The sequence below is a fragment of the Ectopseudomonas oleovorans genome (assembly GCF_029845265.1).
Classification (GTDB): Bacteria; Pseudomonadota; Gammaproteobacteria; order Pseudomonadales; family Pseudomonadaceae; genus Aquipseudomonas; species Aquipseudomonas oleovorans.
Genome location: NZ_JAOCLK010000007.1, coordinates 1 through 25252, shown reverse-complemented (window position 1 = coordinate 25252; position 25252 = coordinate 1). Strand labels below are relative to the sequence as shown.

The 25252-nt window shown below is 62.0% G+C and carries 18 protein-coding genes and 2 pseudogenes; 15 read left to right on the top strand and 5 right to left on the bottom strand.

Features of this window, described 5'->3' with window-relative positions; translation table 11 throughout:
- Window positions 1-173: 173 nt before the first annotated feature.
- Together N5J71_RS05250 and N5J71_RS05245 are read right to left on the bottom strand one after the other, a co-directional pair.
- Window positions 174-1259 (bottom strand): AraC family transcriptional regulator, encoded by a 1086-nt coding sequence (locus N5J71_RS05250; protein ID WP_279916457.1) that lies wholly within the window; start codon window positions 1257-1259, stop codon window positions 174-176.
- Window positions 1256-2281 carry a carbon-nitrogen hydrolase family protein gene (locus N5J71_RS05245; protein ID WP_279916456.1) on the bottom strand — a complete coding sequence of 342 codons (1026 nt, stop codon included), beginning with the start codon at window positions 2279-2281 and terminating at the stop codon, window positions 1256-1258. Before N5J71_RS05245 ends, N5J71_RS05250 begins: the two co-directional genes overlap by 4 nt.
- 201 nt (window positions 2282-2482) lie before the next feature.
- Between N5J71_RS05245 and N5J71_RS05240 the strand changes: the two genes are divergently transcribed.
- Both N5J71_RS05240 and N5J71_RS05235 read left to right on the top strand, forming a co-directional pair.
- Window positions 2483-4516, top strand: coding sequence for an NADPH-dependent 2,4-dienoyl-CoA reductase (locus N5J71_RS05240; RefSeq protein ID WP_279916455.1), 2034 nt, complete (start codon window positions 2483-2485; stop codon window positions 4514-4516).
- 63 nt (window positions 4517-4579) lie between these two features.
- Entirely contained in the window at window positions 4580-5011 is a 432-nt protein-coding gene (locus N5J71_RS05235; protein WP_003461489.1) for a nuclear transport factor 2 family protein, read from the top strand.
- A gap of 8 nt (window positions 5012-5019) precedes the next feature.
- Here the strand turns inward: N5J71_RS05235 and N5J71_RS05230 are convergent.
- Both N5J71_RS05230 and N5J71_RS05225 read right to left on the bottom strand, forming a co-directional pair.
- A pseudogene (locus N5J71_RS05230) lies at window positions 5020-5103 on the bottom strand (TAXI family TRAP transporter solute-binding subunit); the annotation flags it as partial.
- Window positions 5104-5243: 140 nt separating this feature from the next.
- Window positions 5244-5450: pseudogene (locus N5J71_RS05225) on the bottom strand (TAXI family TRAP transporter solute-binding subunit); the annotation flags it as partial.
- Between the two features lie 868 nt (window positions 5451-6318).
- On the opposite strand from N5J71_RS05225, the gene N5J71_RS05220 reads away from it, so the two are divergent.
- The 3 genes from N5J71_RS05220 to N5J71_RS05210 are packed head-to-tail and all read left to right on the top strand — an operon-like array spanning window position 6319 to window position 9762.
- Window positions 6319-7686: a coiled-coil domain-containing protein gene (locus N5J71_RS05220; protein ID WP_279916454.1), complete on the top strand. Its 1368-nt coding sequence runs from the start codon at window positions 6319-6321 to the stop codon at window positions 7684-7686.
- Window positions 7687-7688: 2 nt separating this feature from the next.
- Window positions 7689-8630, top strand: a complete 942-nt coding sequence (locus tag N5J71_RS05215) for a 1-aminocyclopropane-1-carboxylate deaminase/D-cysteine desulfhydrase (RefSeq protein WP_074860122.1) — start codon at window positions 7689-7691, stop codon at window positions 8628-8630.
- A 22-nt stretch (window positions 8631-8652) separates the two neighbouring features.
- Window positions 8653-9762, top strand: coding sequence for a cyclic nucleotide-binding domain-containing protein (locus N5J71_RS05210; protein ID WP_125874939.1), 1110 nt, complete (start codon window positions 8653-8655; stop codon window positions 9760-9762).
- An 80-nt stretch (window positions 9763-9842) separates the two neighbouring features.
- On the opposite strand, the gene N5J71_RS05205 is transcribed toward N5J71_RS05210, so the two are convergent.
- Complete coding sequence (locus N5J71_RS05205; RefSeq protein WP_279871072.1) at window positions 9843-10775, bottom strand: DUF1853 family protein; 933 nt, start codon at window positions 10773-10775, stop codon at window positions 9843-9845.
- Between the two features lie 97 nt (window positions 10776-10872).
- On the opposite strand from N5J71_RS05205, the gene N5J71_RS05200 reads away from it, so the two are divergent.
- The 10 genes from N5J71_RS05200 to N5J71_RS05155 all read left to right on the top strand — a co-directional run bounded on the left by N5J71_RS05200 (window position 10873) and on the right by N5J71_RS05155 (window position 25201).
- Complete coding sequence (locus N5J71_RS05200; protein ID WP_106735531.1) at window positions 10873-11760, top strand: NAD(+) kinase; 888 nt, start codon at window positions 10873-10875, stop codon at window positions 11758-11760.
- On the top strand, window positions 11761-12735 hold the full coding sequence (locus N5J71_RS05195; RefSeq protein ID WP_279916453.1) for a metallophosphoesterase: 975 nt from the start codon (window positions 11761-11763) through the stop codon (window positions 12733-12735).
- Window positions 12732-13592 carry a rhomboid family intramembrane serine protease gene (locus tag N5J71_RS05190; protein ID WP_279871074.1) on the top strand — a complete coding sequence of 287 codons (861 nt, stop codon included), beginning with the start codon at window positions 12732-12734 and terminating at the stop codon, window positions 13590-13592. Before N5J71_RS05195 ends, N5J71_RS05190 begins: the two co-directional genes overlap by 4 nt.
- A gap of 90 nt (window positions 13593-13682) precedes the next feature.
- A complete protein-coding gene (locus N5J71_RS05185) occupies window positions 13683-13946 on the top strand; it encodes a YeaC family protein (RefSeq protein ID WP_075748596.1) in 264 nt (87 codons plus the stop codon).
- A complete protein-coding gene (locus N5J71_RS05180) occupies window positions 13946-14782 on the top strand; it encodes a DUF2797 domain-containing protein (protein WP_279871075.1) in 837 nt (278 codons plus the stop codon). Before N5J71_RS05185 ends, N5J71_RS05180 begins: the two co-directional genes overlap by 1 nt.
- Before the next feature lie 51 nt (window positions 14783-14833).
- Window positions 14834-17491 carry an aminopeptidase N gene (gene pepN / locus N5J71_RS05175; RefSeq protein WP_279871076.1) on the top strand — a complete coding sequence of 886 codons (2658 nt, stop codon included), beginning with the start codon at window positions 14834-14836 and terminating at the stop codon, window positions 17489-17491.
- 616 nt (window positions 17492-18107) lie between these two features.
- On the top strand, window positions 18108-20096 hold the full coding sequence (locus tag N5J71_RS05170) for a DUF1302 domain-containing protein (protein ID WP_279916452.1): 1989 nt from the start codon (window positions 18108-18110) through the stop codon (window positions 20094-20096).
- 68 nt (window positions 20097-20164) lie between these two features.
- Window positions 20165-21535 (top strand): DUF1329 domain-containing protein, encoded by a 1371-nt coding sequence (locus N5J71_RS05165; protein ID WP_279871078.1) that lies wholly within the window; start codon window positions 20165-20167, stop codon window positions 21533-21535.
- 198 nt (window positions 21536-21733) lie between these two features.
- Window positions 21734-22828, top strand: coding sequence for a WD40/YVTN/BNR-like repeat-containing protein (locus N5J71_RS05160; RefSeq protein ID WP_279916451.1), 1095 nt, complete (start codon window positions 21734-21736; stop codon window positions 22826-22828).
- 18 nt (window positions 22829-22846) lie between these two features.
- On the top strand, window positions 22847-25201 hold the full coding sequence (locus tag N5J71_RS05155) for an efflux RND transporter permease subunit (protein ID WP_257598431.1): 2355 nt from the start codon (window positions 22847-22849) through the stop codon (window positions 25199-25201).
- Window positions 25202-25252: the final 51 nt, after the last annotated feature.

The window sequence follows — 25252 nt, the reverse complement described above, 5'->3', positions numbered from 1 at the left end:
CACGATCGACGGGTTTTTTATTGCCTGTGATCCGAGGTAATCAATCGCCCTGCGGCTTTTCGTCATCTTGTCTTCACACTGGCAACGTAGCTTGCTGACGAAAGATGAAATGCCCCAGGAGAATGCCCGATGGATGACTATCAGGAAGAACTGCTCGAGCGCGACGTCCTCAGTCAGGACATGCCCGATGTGGACGACGACGCCACCGAACTCTGAGCTGCGCCGCTGGCCCTGCGCTGTGTGCGGCGGTAATCGCCCGGCGTCTGCCCGAGCCAGCGCTTGAAGGCGCGCTGGAAGGCTTCGGCCGAGGCGAAGCCGAGCAGGTAGGCGATCTCGCCGAAGGCCAGTTCGGTATCGCGGATATAGGCCGTGGCCAGGTCACGGCGGGTATCGTTGAGAATGGCGCGGAACTGCGTGCCTTCCTCGGCCAGTTTGCGCCGCAGCGTCCAGCTCGGCAGGTGCAGGCGCCTGGCCACTTCCTCCAGATCCGGTTCGTGCCCATGCAGCAGTGGGCCTAACAGTTGGATCACCCGTTCACGCAGGCTGCGCGTGCGGGTCAGTTGCTCCAGCTCGCGCTCGCACAACTCCACGAGATGGCGCCAGGTGCCGGGGCAGTGCTGCGGGTTGCGCAGGGCCAGGCTGTCGTTGCTCAGGCGCAAGCGGTTGGCGCTGGCGGAAAACTCCAGCGGGCAGCCGAACAGCGCTGCATAGCGCTCGGCGTACTCCGGTTCGGGAAATTCGATCTCGACTCTTTCCGGGCTGATGTCATGGCCGACCACCTGGGTCAGGTTGGCCTGCCAGCCGGCCAGCACCGAATCCACCACGAAGCGGTTGTAGGCGTTGTAGGGGCTGATGGAATAGAACTGCAGCCAGGCGCCGCGCGGGTCTTCATCGAAGCTCGAGCGGCCGCGATAGTTGGCGGCATACAGTGGCTCGAAGCGCGTCAGGGTGCGTGCTGCCTCGCGCAGGTTCGGTGCCTGCGCGGCGCAGATGCCGGCCAGGCCAACCTGGCTTGGGTGGCTGTGCCTGCCCATCTCCAGCCCCAGCGCAGGATCAGCGCAGAGGGCGATGGCGCTGTGGCCCAGGCGCATGAAGCGAGGGATCGACAGGCGTGCGCGTGGCTCGCTCAGGCGGGCGGTGTCGAGGCCGAATTGTTGCAGCAGGGGCTGTGGATCGTGCCCCTTGGCGCGCAGTGCAGCGGCCAGTGGTTGGGTGAAACCGACGGAGAGGTCGCCGAGGCGAACGCGTGAGCTCTTCATAGCCAGATATTGACCAGTTGTGCGCCCCGGTCGCTGGCGCTGTGAGTGCTGCGACCTGCATCGAAGGCGAGCGCGCTGGGCTGGCCGCTGCGCTCCCACAATCTGCCGCGCAGATGGACTTTCAGCCCGGCGCGAATGCCATGGGCCTGCAGGTGTGCGATGAGCGGCGTGTCGTCCGTCTGGTCGTCGAGGTCGCTGGGCATGGCTAGCAGCTCGATGGCTTCATGGTGCGGCGTCTGAGCCCGGGCAAGGTGGCGGGTGTCGCTGCCGAGGAGCACGCCAAGTCGACCGGCCGGAGTTTCCAGCACCTGCAGGGTGTCGGCTGCCGCGGTGGTCAGTGTGCCGGCCTCGAAGGCATGGCGCTGCGGTTGCCCCAGTGGCTTGCCGGTTCGGTCGAATACCAGGCTGACGTTGTACAGCGGCCCGCGACCGACTTCGAGGCGACCCCGTTCTATACGAGGCTCGGGCAGAACGATCGAGCCTGCAATCAGGGTGATCTGGTAATCGCGGGCCAGATCGCCAAACAGCTGCTGATAGTCGCGCGCCATGGCCTTGGCCTTGGTACGCAACATGGCGTCGTCCAGGCGCGCCTCGCTTCCAGCACTGAGCAGTGCGCCGAGAAAGTCCAGTGGATTACTCGCCGCCAGCCAGTGCATGGCCTGACGGCGCTCGGCGGCGTGGTAGAGCTCTTCCTTCTCGCCGACGGCGAGCAGCCAGGTGCCGATATGTTCGGGCAGCACGACGACGGTACGTTCGTTGAGCATGCCCTGCTCGCGGGCGTGATCCAGGTAGGCGGCCAGCTTCAGGCGCAGACGGGCGAGGCTCTGGTAGTCCGCTGGGAACAGCTCCGGCTGGATGCCCAGCAGGTTACCGCGCGGGCCGGGCTCGCCGATATCGAGCGCGACCTGGCTGCGCAGGTCGGACAGGTAATGGCTGCTGGGACGCTGCGCGATCCAGTGGGCGTAGCTGCCAAGACCGGTCAGCAGTGCGAGCGCGAGCAGAAGGGTGATCAGTAGGCGCATTGGGTTTTTTCGGTTTGGTTGCGGTGCAGGTTAGGTCGGTCGAGCCGTGCTGCCAACCTCTATTGCTAGTTTTGATCATTATCTTGTTAGTTTTGATCATTGAGCATGGCTGGCAGCCTCTTTATCGTCTGGCTCCATAACCGACCGCGTGACCATGAGACCGCGGCAATCCGTGAACTGCACCGCGATGTGGAGAATTCCATGACTGCTCGTTACCCGCACCTGCTGGCCCCGCTAGACCTCGGCTTCACCACGCTGAGCAACCGTACCCTGATGGGCTCCATGCACACTGGTCTGGAAGAGAAGCCGGGCGGCTTCGAGCGCATGGCCGCCTATTTCGCCGAGCGTGCCCGTGGCGGCGTTGGCCTGATGGTCACCGGCGGCATCGGCCCGAACGAGGAGGGCGGCGTGTATTCCGGCGCAGCCAAGCTGAGCACAGTGGAAGAGGCCGAGAAGCACAAGGTCGTCACCCAGGCCGTGCATGAGGCCGGCGGCAAGATCTGCATGCAGATTCTGCATGCCGGGCGTTATGCCTACAGCCCCAAATCCGTTGCGCCGAGCGCCATCCAGGCACCGATCAACCCGTTCAAGCCGCGCGAGCTGGACGAGGAGGGCATCGAGAAGCAGATCGCTGATTTCGTCAACTGCGCCGCCCTGGCCCAGCAGGCCGGCTACGACGGCGTCGAGATCATGGGTTCGGAAGGCTATTTCATCAATCAGTTCCTGGTCGCCCACACCAACCATCGTACCGACCGCTGGGGCGGCAGCTACGAGAACCGCATGCGCCTGCCGGTGGAGATCGTCCGTCGCGTGCGTGAGGCGGTCGGGCCGAACTTCATCATCATCTACCGCCTGTCGATGCTCGATCTGGTCGAGGGTGGCAGCACCTGGGACGAGATCGTGCTGCTGGCCAAGGCCATCGAAAAGGCGGGCGCCACCCTGATCAACACCGGCATCGGCTGGCACGAGGCGCGCATCCCGACCATCGCCACCAAGGTGCCGCGTGCGGCCTTCACCAAGGTCACCGCCAAGCTCAAGGGGGAGGTGTCGATCCCGCTGATCACCACCAACCGCATCAATACCCCGGAAGTGGCCGAGCAAGTGCTGGCCGAGGGCGATGCCGACATGGTGTCGATGGCGCGCCCGTTCCTCGCCGACCCGGACTTCGTCAACAAGGCCGCCGAAGGCCGCGCGGACGAGATCAACACCTGCATCGGCTGCAACCAGGCCTGCCTGGATCACACTTTCGGCGGCAAGTTGACCAGCTGCCTGGTCAACCCGCGCGCCTGCCATGAGACCGAGCTGAACTACATCCCCACCACCACGGTGAAGAAGATCGCCGTGGTCGGTGCCGGCCCGGCTGGCCTGGCCGCTTCCACCGTCGCCGCCGAACGTGGCCATAGCGTGACCCTGTTTGATGCGGCTGGCGAGATCGGTGGCCAGTTCAACGTGGCCAAGCGCGTGCCGGGCAAGGAGGAGTTCTTCGAGACCCTGCGTTACTTTAAGCGCAAGCTGGAAACCACGGGCGTCGACGTGCGCCTGAATACCCGTGTGTCGGTGGACGACCTGGTGGCGGGCGGCTTTGACGAAATCATCCTGGCCACCGGCATTACCCCGCGTACGCCGGATATTCCGGGAATCGAGCATGCCAAGGTGATCAGCTACCTGGACGCGATTCTCGAGCGCAAGCCGGTCGGGCAGAAGGTCGCGGTGATCGGTGCCGGCGGCATCGGTTTCGACGTGTCCGAATTCATCACCCATCAGGGCAAGGCCACCAGCCTCGACCGTGACGAGTTCTGGAAGGAATGGGGCATCGATACCGCGCTTGAAGCGCGTGGTGGCGTGGCGGGCGTCAAGGCGCATCCGCACCCGGCGGCGCGTCAGGTCTTCCTGCTGCAGCGCAAGAAGTCCAAGGTCGGCGATGGCCTGGGCAAGACCACCGGCTGGATTCACCGCACCGGCCTGAAGAACAAGAACGTGCAGATGCTCAACAGCGTCGAGTACGTGCAGATCGACGATGCCGGCCTGCATATCCGCATTGCTGGTGGCGAGGAGCAGGTGCTGCCAGTCGATACCGTGATCGTCTGCGCTGGCCAGGACCCGCTGCGCGAGCTGCAGGAAGGTCTGGAAAGCGCCGGCCAACGCGTGCACCTGGTCGGCGGCGCGGATGTTGCCGCCGAGCTCGATGCCAAGCGGGCGATCAACCAGGGCTCGCGTCTGGCTGCTGAGCTGTAATGATGACGCCCCGCCTAGTGCGGGGCGTTTGCTATCTGGCCTGAAAACAACAAGGAGGAGCCGGTGTCTCTCAATGCCCTGCTGCAACCTGCCGCTGCAGCCAGCCTCGAGCGCTGGCACCAATTCGTCGCCGCCAAGGATCTGAGCGCCTTGCCTGAGTTGCTGCACCCACAGGCGGTGTTCCGCTCACCGATGGCACACACCCCGTATCCGGGAGCGCAGGTGGTCAATATGATCCTCAATACTGTGCTCAAGGTATTCGAGGACTTCGCCTATCACCGTGAACTGGCCACCGCCGATGGCCTCAATGTGGTGCTGGAGTTTTCCGCGAAGGTTGGTGGGCGCGAGTTGAAAGGAATCGACATGATTCGTTTCGACGATTCGGGGCTAATCGTCGAGTTCGAGGTGATGGTGCGCCCGATGAGTGGGCTGCAGGCGCTCGGTGCCGAGATGGCGCAGCGCCTGGCGCCTTTTCTCGCCGCAGCCAAAGGCTGAACGGCGCTCTACTTGAGAACGCCCACTTCTCGGTAAAAGCGCTCGGCGCCTGGGTGCAGCGGAATCGGCAGACCACTGGTGGCTCGCTCCAGCCCAGGGTTTGTACGAAAAGTCGTCGAGCGAAGGTCAGGCGAGGCAAAAACGGGTGAGGAAGCGGAGTTTACGAGCTGTAAATGAGCATTCCGAACCCGTTTTTAACGAAGCATCACCGAGCGCAGGCACTTTTCGTGCAGAGCCTAATGTCCCTGGCGGCTGGATGCGCATCGGCCAATCGGTCGAGGTTCTCGAAGAGCAGCTTGGTCATCTGATAGGCCACGGCGTCGGAAACGCTGGTCTGGCTGACCAGAACGTTGGTGATGGTCGCCGTCGTCACGTCGCTGGCCTGGCCTTTGTAGGTGCCGCCAGGAATGGTGCCCGACTGATAGGCGCTGCTGCCGATACCGCCGGTAAGGATGTTGATCGAGGTTGGATTGGCGTGAGCGTTGGGACTACTGGCCAAAATCGCGGCAGCGGCGAACAGGCCAAGGCGCTTGGCTAAGTGCATGGGAATTCTCCGTTGTTGTTATTTTTAGCTAAGGACGCGGCAGTGCTGTGCAGGCAGTCTTCTGGCGCCGGAATAGGCACTCGCGAAGCGGATTGAACGATGAGGGGTTGGCAGTGAGGTGATAGCAGAACATGGCTGACCTCTTGTCTTTTTTATCAGTCCGGCCGCGCGACAGGCGCGCGAGCTTGTACGTGCCAGAGCAGGTGACGTGCCAGGTTGTCGGATCACCGCTCTACAGCAGTCGCGGCTGAAGCCCCTAACACTGAGCCAGCCCGGCTTGCCTCCCCTCTTCAATTCACAGGTGACCGATACATCGTAGGGCGGGTGCAACCCGCCAGAATGGCGATGGCGGGTTGCACCCGCCCAACGCGCTGAATTGTGGAGCACCGCAAACCGTGGGAGGCGCTTCAGCGGCGACAAGCTCTAGAGCGGATGAGCCCAATGCTACGGGCTGAAATAGGCAAGATTCCGCTTGTGAGGCAGGGGTGAAAAGCAAGAATCCGCCGATAGAGTTGTGTTGGGCAGGCTGTTACTCATCCCGGCGGACCGGACCGCTGGCAGCTTTCGTACTTTCCGGTCTGGTCACATTTTTGCGCCAAGCAGTGGCCTATTTGGGCTGGCTCGCAGAGTGAGTGCCAACCCAGTCACATTGCTGTGGTTGGGTTTTCCCCTAGACTTGCTCGAGGTATCAAGGACGATATCGGTGCAGAGTCTGCGCTGCGCTGTCACGCGACGTATTCCCGGTTGGTCCAGAGGGTCCTCAATGAGCATGCAGAACAAGCCGCAGATGGTGGAAGCCGTGATGTTCTTCAGTGAACGCGGTATCTGCAAACAGATGATGTTCCCTGAGTTCGAAGCCTTGCTCGATGGTGTAGTGAACATGCCCGAGTTCGCCGACGAACAGATGCGCGCGGTGTTCGTGGTGATCAACCCGCGGCTGCTGGTCAGGGCGGCGGTATTCTTCTTTCTGGATTTCGACGAGGACGGTTGCCCCGACAAGGGTTGGAATATTCCTCTGCAACATCTGGCCGAGCGTGCCGGGCGTGGCCCGGATCTCGGCGCCGGGCCGATTCGTCTGGCTTGTCGCAGTCAGTGCCCGGTGTCCTGGCACCAGATGCACCTGTGGGACCCCAGTCTGGCGCCGGGGCAAAACGATCTGGTATTGCTGCGCGATGCAGTCAAGCGCAATCAGCTTGGGCTGCTGATCGAGGACGACAGTGCTCAGGCGGTGGTTGCCGAGCGTTTGCAGGTGGCCTCCGAAGACAAATGGTATGCGCCCGATCCGGCCAAGGAAGTGGCCGAGCAGTTGGCGCAGAAAATGGACCAGGAGCACCGCGCCAAGACCGCACAACTGATTCAGCAGCAGCGTCTGCGCATCACCAGCCTGACCCAGCAGCACGAAGACGAGCTGGCCAAGTTCAAACTGGCCAGCGAGGAGCAGAGCAAGAATCTGCAGGCGCAGATCCATGGACTGCATCAGGCGCTGCGCCAGCAGGAGGAGCTCAACGCCAACCTCAAGGCGCAACTGGCCGCCCAGGCCGAAAGTTTCCAGAGCAGCCGTGAGGAAATGACTCAACAACTGCGTGCCCTGGAGCGTCATGGTCGTACCGAGGGCGATATCCTGCGGGCGCAGTACGATGGTGAAATGCGCGCCAAGGTCGCTGCGGCCGTGGCGGAGTACAAGGAACAGATTGCCATACGCGACGTCGAACTGGCCTATCGCAACGAGCTGGATGCCCAGTTGCAAGCGGAAATCGAACGCCTCAAGCGTGAGCGCGATGCATTCGCCAGTCAGGGCGGTGATCAGGTGCTGGATCGTCTGGCCAAGCTTGGCGTGGTGTTCGTGGTGTACCACCCCGGCGCCGGGCACCTGACCATTCCCCTGCAGGATGTCGCCCGCTATCAGGACAATCCCATGGCCTACGCCGCTGGCAAATGCTTCGTTTCCGAAGAGCAGTATCGACACTGGTTGGCGCATTATCAGCAGCCCAGCTGCGACGCAGCTTTGCCTAGTGGAGAGCGCTGCGCCATTCCCATCGATCGTGTCGATACGCCCAGCCGTTTCACCCTGGGTGATTCGAACTGCTGCGCGCGGCACAAGGCGAGTAGTCGTCTGCGCACTGTCAGCTGACCTTGCCAATACGGATTCCCACCTGGCGCCCGCGGGCGCCGCTACAACCTCTGCAACTGGACTGGCTCGAGGCTGCCGGTGTCGAGCTTGCCTGTCTGCGCCTGGATCTTGTCGACCCCCTGCTGTCCGGCAACAAGTGGTTCAAGCTCGCGCCCTATCTTGAGCAGGCCGCTGCGGCCGGCGCGCAGGGGGTGATCAGCCTGGGGGGAGCGCACTCCAATCATTTGCATGCGCTGGCGGCGGCGGGCCGGCGTTTCGGTTTCGCCTGCGTCGGTCTGTTGCGTGGTGAAGCGCAGCAGACCCCGACCGTCGATGATCTGCAGCGCATGGGCATGACGCTGCACTGGCTGGGTTACGGCGGCTACCGTGCGCGGCATCAGCCGGACTTCTGGGCGCCCTGGCTCGCCCGCTATCCGGGTTTCCAGGTAATCGGCGAGGGCGGCCTGGGCCTTCAGGGCGCTAGTGGCTGCAGCTGTCTGGTGGCGATGGCCGAAGCGCAGTTGGCCGATATCGGCTGGTCTGATTTCGATGCCTGGTGGCTGGCTACGGGGACCGGCACCACCCTGGCCGGTGTGCTGCTGGGTGATGTTCGGCGCCGCGTGTTCGGCGCGCAGGCGGTACCGAGCGATCACGGCGTCGCCACTCAGGTCGCCGGGCTGCTGGACGAGGCCGGGGCGTCGGAGCGGCGCTACCAACTGATCGACGCCGCGCGCGGCGGTTTTGCCCGGCTCGACGAGCCACTGCGCCAGTTCATCCTGGAAACCGAGCAGGCCAGCGCTGTGCCGCTGGAGCCTGTGTATACCGGCAAGGCGCTGATGGCGCTGCGCGATTTCTGCAAGCGCGGTCAACTTGCGCGCGGCAGTCGGCTGATATTCATTCATACTGGCGGCTTGCAAGGGCGTCGGGTGTTGATGGGCGCCAGCGCCGACTACACTCAGGTCTGACCAGCGGAGCCTGGAAATCCTCATGAGCGAACCCCTTACCCCCGAACAACTGCGCAGCCTGACGCCGCTCAACGCGCTTTCCGCGCAGCAGTGGCGCGAGTTGCGTAGCCAACTGGTGCCGCAGCCTCTGTTGGCCGGGCAACTGCTGTTTCGTCGGGGGGATCAGGCGCGACTGACCTGCTATCTGCTGGCCGGCGAGTTGCAGCTGCAGGATGCCGAGGGCAGGACGCAGAGGGTGCAGGCCGGTAGCGAGATCAGCTGCCACCCGTTGTCGCCCGGCCTGCCGCGGTTACATGACGCCCGCGCCGTGAGCGATGTCAGCGTGCTGATGATCGACAGTGCCACGCTCGATCGCCTGCTGACCTGGCGCCTGGCGCATCAGGACCTGCTGCTGGCGCTGCAACAGAGTGGCGCCGATGTCGAGTGGCTGGAGCGGCTGCTGGAAAACCCCTTGTTTGCCAAGGTGCCGCCGGCCAACGTGCAGAACATGCTCGCTCGCTTGCAGAAGATCGAGCTGGCGGCTGGCAGCCAGATTATCGAAGAGGGTGCCACTGGCGATTGCTGCTATTTCCTGGAAAGCGGCCGCGCCGAGGTGATTCGCGGCGCCGGCAGTGATCACCAGGTGCTGGCGGAGCTGGAGGTGGGCGCCTGTTTCGGTGAAGAAGCGCTGCTTGCTGATCGGCCACGCAATGCCACGGTGACCATGGTCGAGGCGGGCAGTGTGTTGCGCCTGGATCGCCAGGATTTCTTTGCTTTGCTCAAGGCTCCAGTCGTGGCCGAGGTGTCGCTGGGCGAGGGCGCCAGGTTGCTGACACAGGGCGCGCAGTGGCTGGATGTGCGGCTGCAGGAAGAGTACGAGAAGGCGCACGCGCCGCAAGCGCTGCATATGCCGCTGCAGCTGTTGCGCCTCAAGGCGCGCCTGCTGGATCGCTCACGTACCTACCTGTGCTATTGCGATAGCGGCAAGCGCAGCAGCAGTGCAGTGTTTCTGCTCTCGCAACTGGGTTACAGCGTTTATGCCTTGCGCGGAGGCCTGGACGTCCTGCCGGCGGTGCAGCGTGATGCGCTGCTGTGTGAAAGCGGGGCGGGGTATCTGGCGCGTTCCGGCGGGCGTACCGAGCGTAGCCGTTGATTGGCGCTGGCCCTGCGGCCTATCAACGAGGTGGGTGACGCCCGCGGATTGCCGGTAGCAGCATCCCGGATTGCATCGGGCTACGACTGCGCCGGCCACTGATCGTTGACCAGAAAGATTCGTTCGACCTCTCGCCAATCCCCGGCGTGATCTTCCTCCAGGCGCACCAGCAGCTGCGCCTGAGCGTCCGGTCGTAACAGCTTCAGCCATTGCTGGAAGGTGTCTGCGGGCCAGGCCTCGCCAGTCTTTATCAGCGCGGGTGCGAGCCAGGCCAATCGCGGCAAGGGTTGCCAGCGAGCGTCTGGTTTGGTCGCGGCGAACGTATCCCAGTCGCGCTGGTGTAGCCAATTGCCCCGGCAGTGCTCGGTACCCGCGCCGCGAGGTGATGGGCAACCATAAGGCCAGGGATAGAACAGGTAGCCGCCGAGCCAGAAGGCGGATCGGGTTTCGCCCAGTTGCAGGTCGTTCAGCGCTACCCGTGCCTCGCGGCGCGAAAACAGGGGTAACTGGTGTTGCGTGAGGTGGCCCAGTTTCAGGTCGAGCCGGTCCTGGCTGCCCGGGCCCAGCCAGTCAGCGGCGTCGCCGCCACCCGTGCCCAGGTAGAACTTCACCGCCAGCTCCAGGTGGTGCTCGCCTTCGTCATCGCGCAACAACAGATCCAGCTCGCCCAAGGTCTGACCGTTCTGGCGAATCGGCAGATTGGCAGCGACCACGTCTATGTATGGTGCGGCATGCAGCGCGTATTGCCACAGGCGCTCGTAATAGAGACCGAGACGGCGCAGCGGTTTTGCCGTCAGCCAGGCGTGCAGGGGGCCGGCATCCTTGTCCTGTTGCGCAAGCCAGTCGGCCAGTTGTTGTGGTTGCTGCATCCAGCAACTGGCCTGCAGCGGATGACGCTGGCCCGGTGTGGTGTTGGCCAGCAAGGCGGGCGAGAGCAGCGCCCAGGCCAGATCGCGCACCGCCGGGGTGCGCAGCTCAAGCAGCAGGTCATGCAGCAGTTCGGAATTGCTCATGGCCCCGAGCATAGCGCAGTAACAGAGGCGGTTTGCTGCCGGCCAGAGCTTTGGCCGATAATACCTCATCGTTTCTTATCTGTCTGGCGGGAGTCCCATGGAGCAATTTCGCAATGTTGGCATCATCGGGCGTCTGGGCAGTACGCGGGTGCTGGAGACCGTGCGTCGGCTCAAGCGCTTTCTGATCGACCGCCACCTGCATGTGATCCTCGAGGACACCATCGCCGACCTGCTGCCGGGACACGGCCTGCAAACCTCCTCACGCAAGATGCTGGGTGAGGTCTGCGACCTGGTGATCGTCGTCGGTGGCGACGGCAGCATGCTCGGCGCAGCCCGCGCCCTGGCACGGCACAAGGTGCCGGTGCTGGGGATCAACCGTGGCAGTCTGGGCTTTCTCACCGATATCCGCCCCGATGAGCTGGAGCTGAAAGTGGCGCAGGTGCTCGAAGGGCAGTACCTGACCGAGAACCGCTTCCTGCTCGAGGCCGAAGTTCGCCGCCAGGGCGAAGCCATCGGCCAGGGCGATGCGCTCAACGACGTGGTGCTGCACCCCGGCAAGTCGACGCGGATGATCGAGTTTGAGCTGTACATCGATGGCCAGTTCGTCTGCAGCCAGAAGGCCGACGGCCTGATCGTCGCCACGCCCACGGGCTCGACCGCCTATGCGCTGTCTGCTGGCGGGCCGATCATGCATCCCAAACTCGATGCCATCGTGGTGGTTCCCATGTACCCGCATACGCTGTCCAGCCGGCCCATCGTGGTCGACGGCAATAGCGAGCTGAAGGTGGTGGTGTCGGCGGACATGACCATCTATCCGCAGGTGTCCTGCGACGGCCAGAACCACTTCACCTGTGCCCCGGGCGATACCCTGCATGTGGCCAAGAAGGCGCAGAAGCTGCGCCTGATCCATCCGCTGGATCACAACTACTATGAGGTCTGCCGCACCAAGCTTGGATGGGGCAGCCGCCTGGGAGGGCAGGACTGAATGTCCCTCGACCCCCGTCGTGGCTACGACCTGATCGGTGATATCCACGGTTGTGCGCAAACCCTCGAACGCCTGCTCGAACGGCTGGGTTACAGCCGCCAGGGTGGCGTGTGGCGCCATCCGACGCGCATGGCGATCTTCCTCGGTGATCTGGTCGACCGTGGCCCGGGTATTCGCGAAACCCTGCATCTGGTGCATGACATGGTGCGTGCTGGTCAGGCGCTGTGCATCATGGGCAATCACGAGTTCAACGCGCTGGGCTGGAGCACGCCGGCACCGCCAGGCAGCGGCCGACAGTACGTGCGTGATCACAGCCCACGGCATCAGCGCCTGATGCGCGAAACCCTGGCGCAGTTCGAGGCTTATCCGCAGGAATGGCGCGAATTTCTGCGCTGGTTCTACGAGATGCCACTGTTCATCGACGCCGGGCGCTTCCGCGTGGTGCATGCCTGCTGGGACGACGACCTGATCACCCCGCTCAAGGCGCAGTTCCCCGATGGCTGCATCGACGAGCATTTCCTTCAGGCTGCAGCCGTACCGGGCAGTTTCGCCAACATGGCGCTCGACCGCCTGCTGCGTGGCACCGACATGCGCCTGCCGCATGGCCTGACCCTGACCGGTGGTGACGGCTTTACCCGTTCCTATTTCCGTACCAAGTTCTGGGAAGAAAATCCGCAGACCTATGGCGATATCGTCTTCCAGCCTGATGCCCTGCCGGAACTGGCGGCGCAGACGCCACTGAGCGAGCTGCAGAAGGATGAACTGCTGCGCTATGGCGCGCACGAGCCGTTGCTGTTCGTCGGCCACTACTGGCGCCGTGGCAAGCCGGCGCCGATTCGCCCCAATCTGGCCTGTCTGGACTACAGCGCGGTGATCGGCGGCAGGCTGGTGGCTTACCGCCTGGATCAGGAAACGCGCCTGGATGCGGCTAAATTCGTCTGGGTCGACGTCGACCCGCAGGAGGCGCCGCGATGACGGCAGTCGTAGTTTTGCGCTTGCCGCTGGATACCGATTTGAGCGGCTTCGTCGCCCTGTTGCAGCGTCTGCGAGTGCCGCACCGGGTGGCGGAAGAGGGTGGGCAACAGGTGCTCTGGGTGCCGAGTGAGGAGCTCGCCGAGCAGGTGCGTGAGCTTTACGTGCGCCATCCGCAGGGCGACGCGGGTGCCGAATTGCCGGCCAGGCCGGCGCCGGTGCGTGAGGGGTTTGTTGCCCAGTTACGGCGCAGCCCGGTGACGGGCCTGATGCTGCTGGCGACCTTTATCGTCTTCGCCGTGACCTGGGCGGGCGAGAATTTCTCGGCAATCCGCTGGCTGAGCTTCGTTGATTTTCGAATCGACGGCGAGCGCATCTATCTGACCTATCTTGAGGCCACGCTCGATAGCGGCCAGTGGTGGCGCCTGATCACGCCCATGCTGATCCACTTCGGCTGGCTGCACCTGGCGATGAACAGCCTGTGGTACTGGGAGCTGGGTCGGCGCATCGAGTTTCGCCAGGGGGCCGTCGGCTTGCTGGGGCTGACGCTGCTATTCGGCTTCGCTTCCAATTTCGCCCAATACTGGTGGGCCGGGCCGTCGTTGTTCGGCGGGCTGTCCGGTGTGCTTTATGGCTTGCTCGGGCATTGCTGGATTTACCAGCGTCTGGCACCGAATGCTGCCTATCGTCTGCCGCCCGGCGTGCTGGTGATGATGCTGGCCTGGCTGCTGATCTGCATGACCGGCATCTTCGAGTTGTTGCAGTTCGGCGCCATCGCCAACGCCGCGCACGTCGGCGGCTTGCTCATCGGCTGCCTGACCGGGCTGCTTGGCGGTATGCTGGCCCGACGTAGCGCTTGATTCGACTTTTTGACCTGTAGGGCGGGTGCAACCCGCCAGCACGGCGTTTCGGCGGGGTTCACCCGCCCTATGATTTACTTGGAGACCTGTATGTCGTCCTTTCTCGATGCGATTGAAAACATCACCCCGGAAATCTACGAGAGCCTCAAGCTGGCCGTGGAAATCGGTAAATGGCCGGACGGCCGCAAGCTGACTCAGGAACAGAAAGAGCTGAGCCTGCAGGCGATGATCGCCTGGGAAATGCAGAACCTGCCGGAAGAGGAACGCACCGGCTACATGGGCCCGCAGGAATGCAGCAGCAAGTCCGAGCCGCTCCCCAACCTGTTGTTCAAGTCCTCGGATACCCTGCACTGATGAGCGAGTTGGGACGTGGCTCGCTGAGCAAGATGAAGGCGCACCTCGACGCGCCGGTGCAGTACGCCTTTCGCCTGGGCGATGAAGAGGTGCCGGTCAACCCGCTGGTGGGCAAGCACCTGCGCCTGGAATACCTCGGCGCCATCCATTGCTCGCACTGTGGGCGCAAGACCAAGACCAGCTTCAGCCAGGGTTATTGCTACCCCTGCATGCAGAAGCTGGCGCAGTGCGACGTCTGCATCATGAGCCCGGAGAAGTGTCATTACGATGCAGGCACTTGCCGCGAGCCGAGCTGGGGCGAGCAGTTCTGCATGACCGATCACATCGTCTATCTGGCCAACTCCAGCGGCGTGAAAGTCGGCATCACCCGCGCCAGTCAGGTGCCGACACGCTGGATCGACCAGGGTGCGACCCAGGCGCTGCCCATCCTGCGCGTGGCCACGCGGCAGCAGTCCGGTTTCGTCGAGGACCTGTTGCGTAGCCAGGTAGCGGACAAGACCAACTGGCGCGCGCTGCTCAAGGGCGATGCCGTGCCGGTCGATCTGCTGGCGATTCGCGAGCAACTGTTCGATAGCTGCGGTTCGGGCATCACCGAGCTGCAGCAGCGCTTCGGCCTGCAAGCCATTCAGCCGCTGAGCGCAGCCGAAGTGCTGGAGATTCGTTACCCCATCGAGGCCTACCCGGCCAAGATCAGCAGCTTCAACCTGGACAAGCAGCCGCTGGCCGAAGGTACTCTGCTCGGTATCAAGGGCCAGTACCTGATGTTCGACACCGGCGTGATCAATATCCGCAAGTACACCGCCTATCAGTTGGCCATCCACGAGATCGCCGCCTGACACCCGATTGCCACCGGCGCCCGGGGCGCCGCAGACGAGAGGCCAAGAGCCATGCGCACCGAACAATCCAAGACCATCTACCTGAAGGACTATCAGGTTCCCGATTACCTGATCGACGAGACCCACCTGACCTTCGAGCTGTTCGAGGATCACAGCCTGGTGCACGCGCAACTGGTCATGCGTCGCAACCCCGCCGCCGGCGCTGGCCTGCCGAAACTGGTGCTCGACGGTCAGCAGCTTGAACTGCTGGAGCTCAAGCTCGATGACCGCGAGCTGGGCGAGGGCGACTACACGCTGACCGACAGCCACCTGACCCTGCAGCCGACGCAGGAACGCTTCGTGGTCGACAGCAGTGTGCGCATCCACCCGGAAAGCAACACCGCACTGGAAGGCCTGTACAAGTCCGGCACGATGTTCTGCACCCAGTGCGAGGCCGAGGGCTTCCGCAAGATCACCTTTTACCTCGACCGCCCGGATGTGATGAGCAAATTCACCACCACGGTCAGCGCCGAGCAGCATGCCTACCCGGTGCTGCTGTCCAACGGCAACCCGATTGCCAGTGGTTCGGAAGAGGGCGGCCGGCACTGGGCCACCTGGGAAGACCCGTTCAAGAAGCCGGCCTACCTGTTCGCCCTGGTCGCCGGTGACCTCTGGTGCGTGGAGGACAGCTTCACCACCATGAGCAACCGCGAAGTGGCGCTGCGCATCTACGTCGAGCCGGAGAACATCGACAAGGTGCAGCACGCCATGGACAGCCTCAAGCGCTCGATGAAGTGGGACGAGGAGGTCTACGGCCGCGAGTATGACCTGGACATCTTCATGATCGTCGCGGTCAACGACTTCAACATGGGCGCCATGGAGAACAAGGGCCTCAACATCTTCAACTCCAGCTGCGTGCTGGCCAAGGCCGAGACCGCCACCGACGCTGCCCATCAGCGCGTCGAGGCGGTGGTGGCACACGAGTACTTCCACAACTGGTCGGGCAACCGCGTGACCTGCCGCGACTGGTTCCAGCTGTCGCTCAAGGAAGGCTTCACCGTATTCCGCGACAGCGAGTTCTCTGCCGACACTCACTCGCGTACCGTCAAGCGCATTGAAGACGTGGCCTACCTGCGCACTCACCAGTTCGCCGAGGACGCCGGCCCCATGGCGCACCCGGTGCGCCCGGACGCGTACATGGAAATCTCCAACTTCTACACCCTGACCATCTACGAGAAGGGTGCCGAAGTACTGCGCATGATTCACACCCTGCTCGGGCCGGAGCTATTCCGCAAGGGCTCGGACCTGTACTTCGAGCGTCACGACGGCCAGGCCGTGACCTGCGACGATTTCGTCAAGGCCATGGAAGATGCCAGCGGCATTGACCTGACCCAGTTCAAGCGCTGGTACACCCAGGCCGGCACGCCACGTCTCGACGTCAGCGAAGCCTATGACGAGGCGGCGCAGACCTACAGCCTGACCTTCCGCCAGAGCTGCCCGGCCACGCCGGGGCAGAGCGAAAAGCTGCCGTTCGTGATTCCAGTGGCGCTCGGCCTGCTCGATGCCCAGGGCAATGAGCTGCCGCTGCGCCTGCAGGGCGAAAGCGCGGCGCAGGGCAGCAGTCGCGTTTTGTCGGTGACTGAAGCCGAGCAGACCTTCACCTTCGAGGGCGTCGCCGAGAAACCGTTGCCCTCCTTGCTGCGCGGCTTCAGCGCCCCGGTCAAGCTGCACTTCCCCTACAGCCGTGACCAACTGATGTTCCTCATGCAGCACGACAGCGACGGCTTCAACCGCTGGGAAGCCGGCCAGCAGCTGTCCGTGCAGGTACTGCAGGAACTGATTGGCCAGCACCAGCGTGGTGAAGCTCTGGTGTTGGATCAGCGCCTGGTCACCGCGCTGCGCACCCTGCTTGAAGACGAGTCGCTGGATCAGGCCATGGTCGCCGAGATGCTGTCGCTGCCGGGCGAGGCCTATCTCACCGAAATCAGTGAGGTGGCGGATGTCGAGGCCATCCACGCCGCGCGCGAGTTCGCTCGCAAGGCGCTGGCTGACGCGCTGTTCGCTCCACTGTGGGCGCGCTACCAAGCCAATCGTGAAGTCTCCAAGGCCACCCCTTACGTGGCCGAGGCGGCGCACTTCGCCCGTCGCAGCCTGCAGAACATCGCGCTGTCCTACCTGATGCTCAGCGAGAAGCCTGAAGTGCTGGCGGCTTGCGTCGATCAGTTCGACAGCGCCGACAACATGACCGAGCGCCTGGCGGCCCTGGCGGTGCTGGTCAACTCACCGTTCGAGGTTGAGCGCAGCCAAGCGCTGGCGTCCTTCGCCGAGTTCTTCAAGGACAACCCGCTGGTCATGGATCAGTGGTTCAGCGTGCAGGCTGGTTGCCCGCTGCCGGGTGGTCTGGAGCGCGTGCATGCGTTGATGCAGCACGATGCCTTCACCCTGAAGAACCCGAACAAGGTGCGCGCGCTGATCGGTGCTTTTGCCAATCAGAACCTGATCAACTTTCACCGCGCGGACGGGGCGGGCTACCGCTTTCTCGCCGACCAGGTGATCACCCTCAATGCGCTCAACCCGCAGATCGCTTCGCGCCTGCTGGCGCCGCTGACCCGTTGGCGCAAATACGGTGCGGTGCGGCAGGCACTGATGAAGGCCGAACTGGAGCGCATCCTTGCCTCCGGTGAGCTGTCCAGCGATGTCTATGAAGTGGTGAGCAAGAGCCTGGCCTAAGACTGATGCCGCTTAGGCAAGGCTGCGGAAGCTGTGTTTCGTAGGAGCCCCGCCCCGGGGCGAAGCTTTTCAGGTTCGCGGCGAGGCGCCGCTCCTACATACTCGGTACGTCGACGCTTGACTGGTTGGCTTTAGGCCTGAAACGGGTTTTGCTCCACAAAAAAAGTGTTACCGACCTCTGGTTGGTAACACTTTTTTGTTACCCAATGAAATATGCATGCAGTCCGTTATGCCTTTGCACACTTAAGTTCGGGCTTCGTCGCTTGACAGCGAGGTGATATTCATCACCCAACTGCGCTGCGAGGCGCGTGGTAATTGGCATAAAGCGTCGGATCGTAGGACAAAGTGCGCCATCTTTTCTGATCCATTGGTCAGTGGCTGATCAGTCACGAAAAGAAATCCGGCAATCGCTCTGCAAGGCGCTTTTGCGCTGATACAAGTGTTTGAATTGGCACTATGGTTGCAGCGTCGCACTGGATTTGACCGCGTGCAAGCGCTCGCTGGTCGTTGGAACACGTCGCTACAAAATAAAAACACAAGCCGTCGTCAGTACGGCAATTCGCGGCCCGGCTACGGGATCGCCCAAAAGAATGATCTGTCCACGGAGTGAGTCTCGATGGAAATTAAGTCCCGCAAGCCCGTTCTACGTTTTGCCCCGGCCAAGGCCGGCTTTGCGTTCGCTGGTGTTCTGCCGTTGCTGGTCGCCGCCCAGGCTCATGCGGTGGAGTTCAGCTTCGCCGATAACGAAATCACCGGCTCCCTCGATACCACCATCTCCTACGGTCAACTGTGGCGCGTACAAGGCCAGGACAAGACCAACAACGACATCAACACCAACGATGGCAACCGCAACTTCGATACCGGCCTGGTTTCCGAAGTGTTCAAAATTACCTCGGATCTCGAGGCGTCTTACCGTAACTACGGCGTCTTTATCCGTGGTACTGCGTTCTATGACACCCAGATCATGGATAAGCGCAACGACTATTACGACGCCAACACGCCGGCTCAGCCCAGCCAAAGCTATCCGCGGGATAACAGCTTCACTCGCGAAACCCGCCACAAGGCAGGTCGCGATGCGCAGATTCTTGACGCCTACGTCTATGGCAACTGGGACGTGGCCAACATGCCGGTCTCCGGTCGTTTCGGTAAGCAGGTATTCAACTGGGGTGAAGGTTTGTACTACCGCGGTGGGGTGAACACCACCAACCCGGTCGATGCTGCCAAGTTCCGTTTGCCAGGCTCGGAAGTGAAGGAAGTGCTGGTTCCGGTCGAGGCGCTTAGTTTCAACATCGGTTTGACCGATAATCTGTCGATGGAGACCTTCTACCAGTTCAACTGGAAGGAAACCGCAGTCGATCCGGTCGGAACTTATTTCTCCGAGACAGATCTTTTTGCCGACGGCGGGAATACGGCTTATAACGACTTCTCGCAAACCGCACTCGGGGCCAGGAACCCACTGCTGCTCAATAATACCGTGCTGGGCGTATACAATAACCCAGCCCTCATCGGCCAGAGTCAGGCTGTTTTCGGTGCGTTGGGTTTGTACCAAGGGCCGGGTGGGAAGACGTTCGTTTATCCGGGTGATCAGATTGCGCAAGTGGCTAAGATTGGCGGTGATCTGAATGCAAAGAATGACGGTCAGTATGGTGTTGCGTTTCGCTATATAGCAGAGGAACTCAACTCTACTGAGTTTGGTTTCTACTTCGTCAACTACCACGGCAAAGAACCCAGCATCTACGCGGACTTGAACGGTTATCAAGGTGTCAACGTAGGTGCTCTTGCTGGTGCGCTGGGTAATGCGTCGCTTGCTGGTGGTTTGGCTACTGCGGATCTGCTGGCTAACGTGCAGGCTCGTAGGGAGTACGCGGAAGATATCCGTATGTATGGCCTCAGCTTCAATACAACGGTTGGCCAGACATCGGTCTTCGGCGAGCTTTCCTATCGTCCTAACCTGCCTATCGGTATCGCTGCGACTAACGATTTGTTGGGCGACCTGGCGGGGCAGGGGGCACAGCTTGCCGATAATTCTGGTGCGCTGCCAAACGCCGGAACTGCGGTAATCGCTGGGCGGCAGGTCGCCCGTGATGGTTCCATCAGCAACTACACCCGTGTAGAAGCCTTCAATACTTCCCTTGGGGCCATTCATAACTTTGGGCCGACGCTGAGCTTTGACTCTCTGTTCGGTATCGCAGAACTCGCTTCCGAGCATGTGCGTGGCGATAGCCTGAAGTACACGGATTATCAGGGTAATGTTCGTTATTATGCTGGGCGTCCAAACAATTCCTACATTTCGGACTATGGCCGCGACGACCAGATCAACAAGAACGCTTACGGCTACACCCTGATGATGTCGGGCACCTGGAACGACGTTTACGCTGGCGTGAACCTGTCGCCCTTCGCCGTGTTCAAGCACGACTTCGAAGGCAACTCGCACCAGACCGGCAACTTCATCGAAGGTCGTAAGGCGTACACCGTCGGTATGCGCGCCAGCTACCTGAACAGCCTGGAAGCCGAGATTCAGTACACCGAGTTCTATGGCGCTGGCCAGAACAACGGTGCGCGCGATCGCGACAATATCGGCGTCAACGTCAAGTACTCCTTCTAATAACCAAAATCGGAAAGAACGCCGGGCGCTTGCGGGCGCCCGTCATGACTCTTCATGGAGAATTACCCATGCTGAACAAGCACAGGCTGATGGCCGTAGCCGTTGCGCTGGCATTTTCCGCCGGCTCCGCGCTGGCTGCCGTTTCCCCGCAGGAAGCCGCAAAACTTGGCGATACCCTGACCCCCTTCGGCGCCGAAAAAGCCGGCAATGCCGCTGGCACCATTCCGGCCTGGACCGGTGGCATCACCCAGCCGCCGGCGGGTTACACCCGCTCGGGCCAGCACCACGTCAATCCGTTCCCGGAAGACAAGCCGCTGTTCACCATCACCGCGGCCAATCTGAGCCAGTACGAGGCCAATCTGACGCCGGGTCAGATCGCCATGTTCAAGGCTTATCCGGAAACCTATCAGATGCCGGTCTACCAGACCCGCCGCTCCGGCTCCGCGCCGCAGTGGGTCTATGACAACAGCATCAAGAACGCCACCAGCGCCAAGCTGGCCGATGGTGGTAACGGCTTTATCGACGCTTACGGCGGTATTCCGTTCCCGATTCCGCAGAGCGGTGTCGAGGCGCTGTGGAACCACATCGCCCGTTACCGTGGCACCTACATCGTGCGCCGTGCCTCGGAAGTGGCCGTGCAGCGCAATGGCGCCTATTCGCTGGTGACCTCGCAGCAGGAAGCGCTGTTCAAGTACTACCTGCAGAACGGCTCGTTCGCCGATCTGAACAACATCATGTTCTATTACCTGTCGTTCACCACCAGCCCGGCGCGTCTGGCCGGTGGCGCGACCCTGGTTCATGAAACCCTCGATCAGGTGAAAGAGCCGCGTCAGGCCTGGGGTTACAACGCCGGCCAGCGCCGCGTGCGTCGTGCGCCGAACCTGGCCTACGATACCCCGATCGCCGCGGCTGACGGTCTGCGTACCGCCGACGACACCGACATGTTCAACGGTGCTCCGGATCGCTATGACTGGAAACTGGTGGGCAAGAAGGAAATCTACATCCCGTACAACAACTACAAGGTCACCAGCCCTGAGGTTAAGTACAAGGATCTGCTGCAGGTCGGTCACCTCAACCCGGCGCTGACCCGTAACGAGCTGCACCGTGTGTGGGTGGTCGAGGGCACGCTGAAGTCCGGCGCCCGCCATATCTACTCCAAGCGCACCCTGTTCCTCGACGAGGACAGCTGGCAGGCTGCGGTGGTGGATCAGTACGACGGCCGTGGTGAGCTGTGGCGCGTGTCCATCGCCTATCTGAAGAACTACTACGATCTGCCGACCACCTGGTCTGCACTCGATGTGTTCCACGATCTGCAGGCGCGCCGTTACCACGTGCAGAACCTGGACAACGAAGAGAACAACACCATCGACTTCACCCAGGCGGTTCCGGACGACGGTTATTTCAAACCGGCTGCCCTGCGTCGCCGCGGCACTCGATAATAGTCGTGTAGTCTCACGCGAAGGCCGCTACGGTAGTAGCGGCCTTTTCGTATCAGCTTGGCGAATAGGCTTCTATCACGCGGGTTCTGCCTTAACAAAACATAACGTCACGCCAATTGTCAGGGCTTTCCGAAGCTCGCTAGGATGGGCAGCCTGCTAATCAGCAGTACCGCCTATAACAAGAAAGGGGGAAGGTATATGAGTGAGCCCGTCATGTGGCGCACCCAGTCCGGTCTGGCGCCCAAACAGGCGCGCAAATCGGCGCTCCGTGTCCATTCGCCGCTGGCTAAAGCGCTCTCGCTGTGCAGTGTGCTTTCCATTCTGGCTTTCGCTGCCGCACCCTTGCAGGCCGAGACCTCGGCTGCGGCTGACGCCGGTTACGCCATCGAGTCGCCCAAGGCCGTGCATAGCCTGCTGCTCGATGTGGTCAACACCGGTGAGCGCCTGGTTGCCGTTGGCGACCGCGGCCACATTCTCTATTCCAATGATCAGGGACAAAGCTGGCAGCAGGCCAAGGTGCCGACCCGGCAGATGCTGACCTCCCTGTTTTTCGTCGATGCCCAGCATGGCTGGGTGGTCGGTCACGATGCGCAGATTCTTGCCACCACCGACGGCGGCCTGACCTGGACCAAACAGTTCGAAGATCTGGAGCGCGAAGCGCCGCTGCTGGATATCTGGTTCAAGGATCTCGAGACCGGTTACGCCGTGGGTGCCTATGGTGCGCTGCTGGAAACCACCGACGGCGGTGAGAACTGGGAAGACGTCAGTGATCGTCTCGATAATGAAGATGCCTATCATCTCAATGCCATCACCGCGGTGAAGGATGCTGGTCTGTTCATTGTCGGCGAGCTGGGTGGCATGTTCCGTTCGCGCGACTGGGGTGAAACCTGGGAGACCGTCGAAAATAAACCCTACGAGGGTTCGTTGTTCGGCGCGCTGGGCACCGACGAAGCCGGCACGCTGCTGGTTTACGGCCTGCGGGGTCATCTATTCCGTTCCGCCGATTTCGGAGACAGCTGGCAGCAGATCACCCTCCACACGCCAAATAATGGCCCGCTGGAATTTGGCCTTGCCGATGGCACCTTGCTGCGCGACGGCAGCATCGCGGTCGTGGGGCATGGCGGTACCGTGCTGCGCAGCACTGATCACGGCCAGACGTTCAGTCTCATCAACCGCCCTGACCGTCTTTCGCTGGCCGGTGTAACTGCACTGGATAACGGCAACCTGATCCTGGTGGGGCAGGGCGGCGTTCACCTCGCCGCCTCGACTGGCGCCGATCTGGGCCAACAATAACAAGCCGGGAGCCTTTGCATGAGCAAGCACCAACAACAGCCTGCCTCCTTCCTTGAGCGGCTGATTTTCAACAACCGCCCGGCGGTAATCCTGATCTGCCTGCTGATCAGCATCTTCCTGTTCTATCAGGCTGCGCAGGTACGCCCGCAGACCAGCTTCGAGAAAATGATTCCGCTGGGCCACCCCTACATCCAGAAGATGCTCGAGCACCGTAACGACCTGGCCAACCTGGGTAATACCGTGCGGATCGCGGTGGAGGCCACCGATGGCGACATCTTCAGCAAGGAGTACATGGAGACCCTGCGTCAGATCCACGACGAGGTGTTCTACATTCCCGGCGTCGACCGTTCCGGTCTCAAGTCGCTATGGAGCCCGAGCGTACGCTGGACCGAAGTGACCGAAGAAGGTTTCGCCGGTGGCGAGGTGATCCCGCAGACCTACGACGGTTCTGCCGACAGCCTCGAAGACCTGCGCAGCAATATCCTCAAGTCGGGCCAGATCGGTCGCCTGGTGGCGAACAACTTCAAGTCCAGCATCGTCGATGTGCCATTGCTGGAGTCCTATCCGGATCCAAATGATCAGAGCAAGCTGATCAAGCTGGATTACCAGAGCTTCTCTCACGAACTGGAAGAGAAGATTCGCGAGAAGTACGAGGCGCAGAATCCCAACGTCAAGGTGCACATCATCGGCTTCGCCAAGAAGGTCGGCGACCTGATCGATGGCCTGGTTGGCGTGGCGCTGTTCTTCGCTGTCGCCATCGGCATCACCTTCGTTCTGCTGCTGTGGTTCACCCACTGCTTCAAGAGCACCCTGGTCGTGGTGATCACCACCCTGATCGCGGTGATCTGGCAGCTCGGCCTGCTGCATACCCTGGGTTTCGGTCTCGATCCCTACTCGATGCTGGTGCCGTTCCTGGTGTTCGCCATCGGTATCTCGCATGGGGTGCAGAAGATCAACGGCATCGCCATGGCCTCGGGTGAGGCGACCGACGCGCTCTCCGCTGCGCGCATGGCCTTCCGTCAGCTGTTCATTCCCGGCCTGGTGGCGCTGCTGTCCGACGCAGTGGGTTTCGTCACCCTGCTGCTGATCGATATCGGTGTGATCCGCGAACTGGCCATCGGTGCGTCCATGGGCGTGGCGGTGATCATCCTGACCAACCTGATCCTGCTGCCGGTACTGATTTCCTACATCGGCATCGGCAAGCGTGCGGTGAAGAAGAGCCGTGAGGAAGCCGCCAAGGATCACCCGATCTGGCGCGCAATTTCCAACTTCGCTCACCCGATGGTTGCGCCGATTTCCGTGGTCATCGCCGTGGTGGCACTGGCCGGCGGCGTCTGGTACGGGCAGAACCTGAAGATCGGCGACCTCGACCAGGGCGCGCCGGAACTGCATCCAGATTCGCGCTACAACCTGGACAACGACTTCGTCATCCGCAACTACTCGACCAGCTCCGATGTGCTGGTGGTGATGATCAAGACGCCTAGCGAGGGTTGCTCCACCTATGAAGCACTGTCCGCCATGGACGAGCTGATGTGGAAGATGGAGAACACCAAGGGTGTGCAGTCCGCCATCTCCATGGTCACCGTGTCCAAGCAGATGATCAAGGGCATGAACGAGGGCAACCTGAAATGGGAAACGCTGTCGCGTAACCAGGACGTGCTGAACAACTCCATCGCCCGTGCCGAAGGTCTGTACAACGCCAACTGTTCGGTAGCGCCGGTGCTGATCTTCCTCGAGGACCACAAGGCCGAGACCCTGTCGCGTGCCGTGGCTGCCGCCGAAGAGTTCGCCGCGCAGCACAACACCGACGAGCTGCAGGTGGTGCTGGCTGCCGGTAACGCGGGTATCGAAGCGGCCACCAACGAGGTGATCGCGGCGTCCGAGACCACCATGCTGATCGCGGTCTACGCGGCGGTGAGCATCATGTGCCTGCTGACCTTCCGTTCGCTGGCTGCGACCCTGTGCGTGATCCTGCCGCTGGTGCTGACCTCGGTGCTGGGTAACGCGCTGATGGCCTTCATGGGCATCGGCGTCAAGGTCGCCACCCTGCCGGTGATCGCCCTGGGTGTGGGTATCGGTGTCGACTACGGCATCTACATCTACAGCCGTCTGGAGACCTACCTGCGTCAGGGCATGCCGCTGCAGGAAGCCTACTACGAGACGCTGAAATCTACCGGTAAGGCGGTGCTGTTCACCGGTGTCTGCCTGGCCATCGGTGTGGCGACCTGGATCTTCTCGGCGATCAAGTTCCAGGCCGATATGGGCTTGATGCTGACCTTCATGTTCCTGTGGAACATGATCGGTGCGATCTGGCTGCTGCCGGCCCTGGCTCGTTTCCTGATCAACACCGAGAAAATGCGCGCCAAAGCTTGATGCCTATCGCGTAGAACGAAAACCGCGGCCCTTGGGCCGCGGTTTTTTATG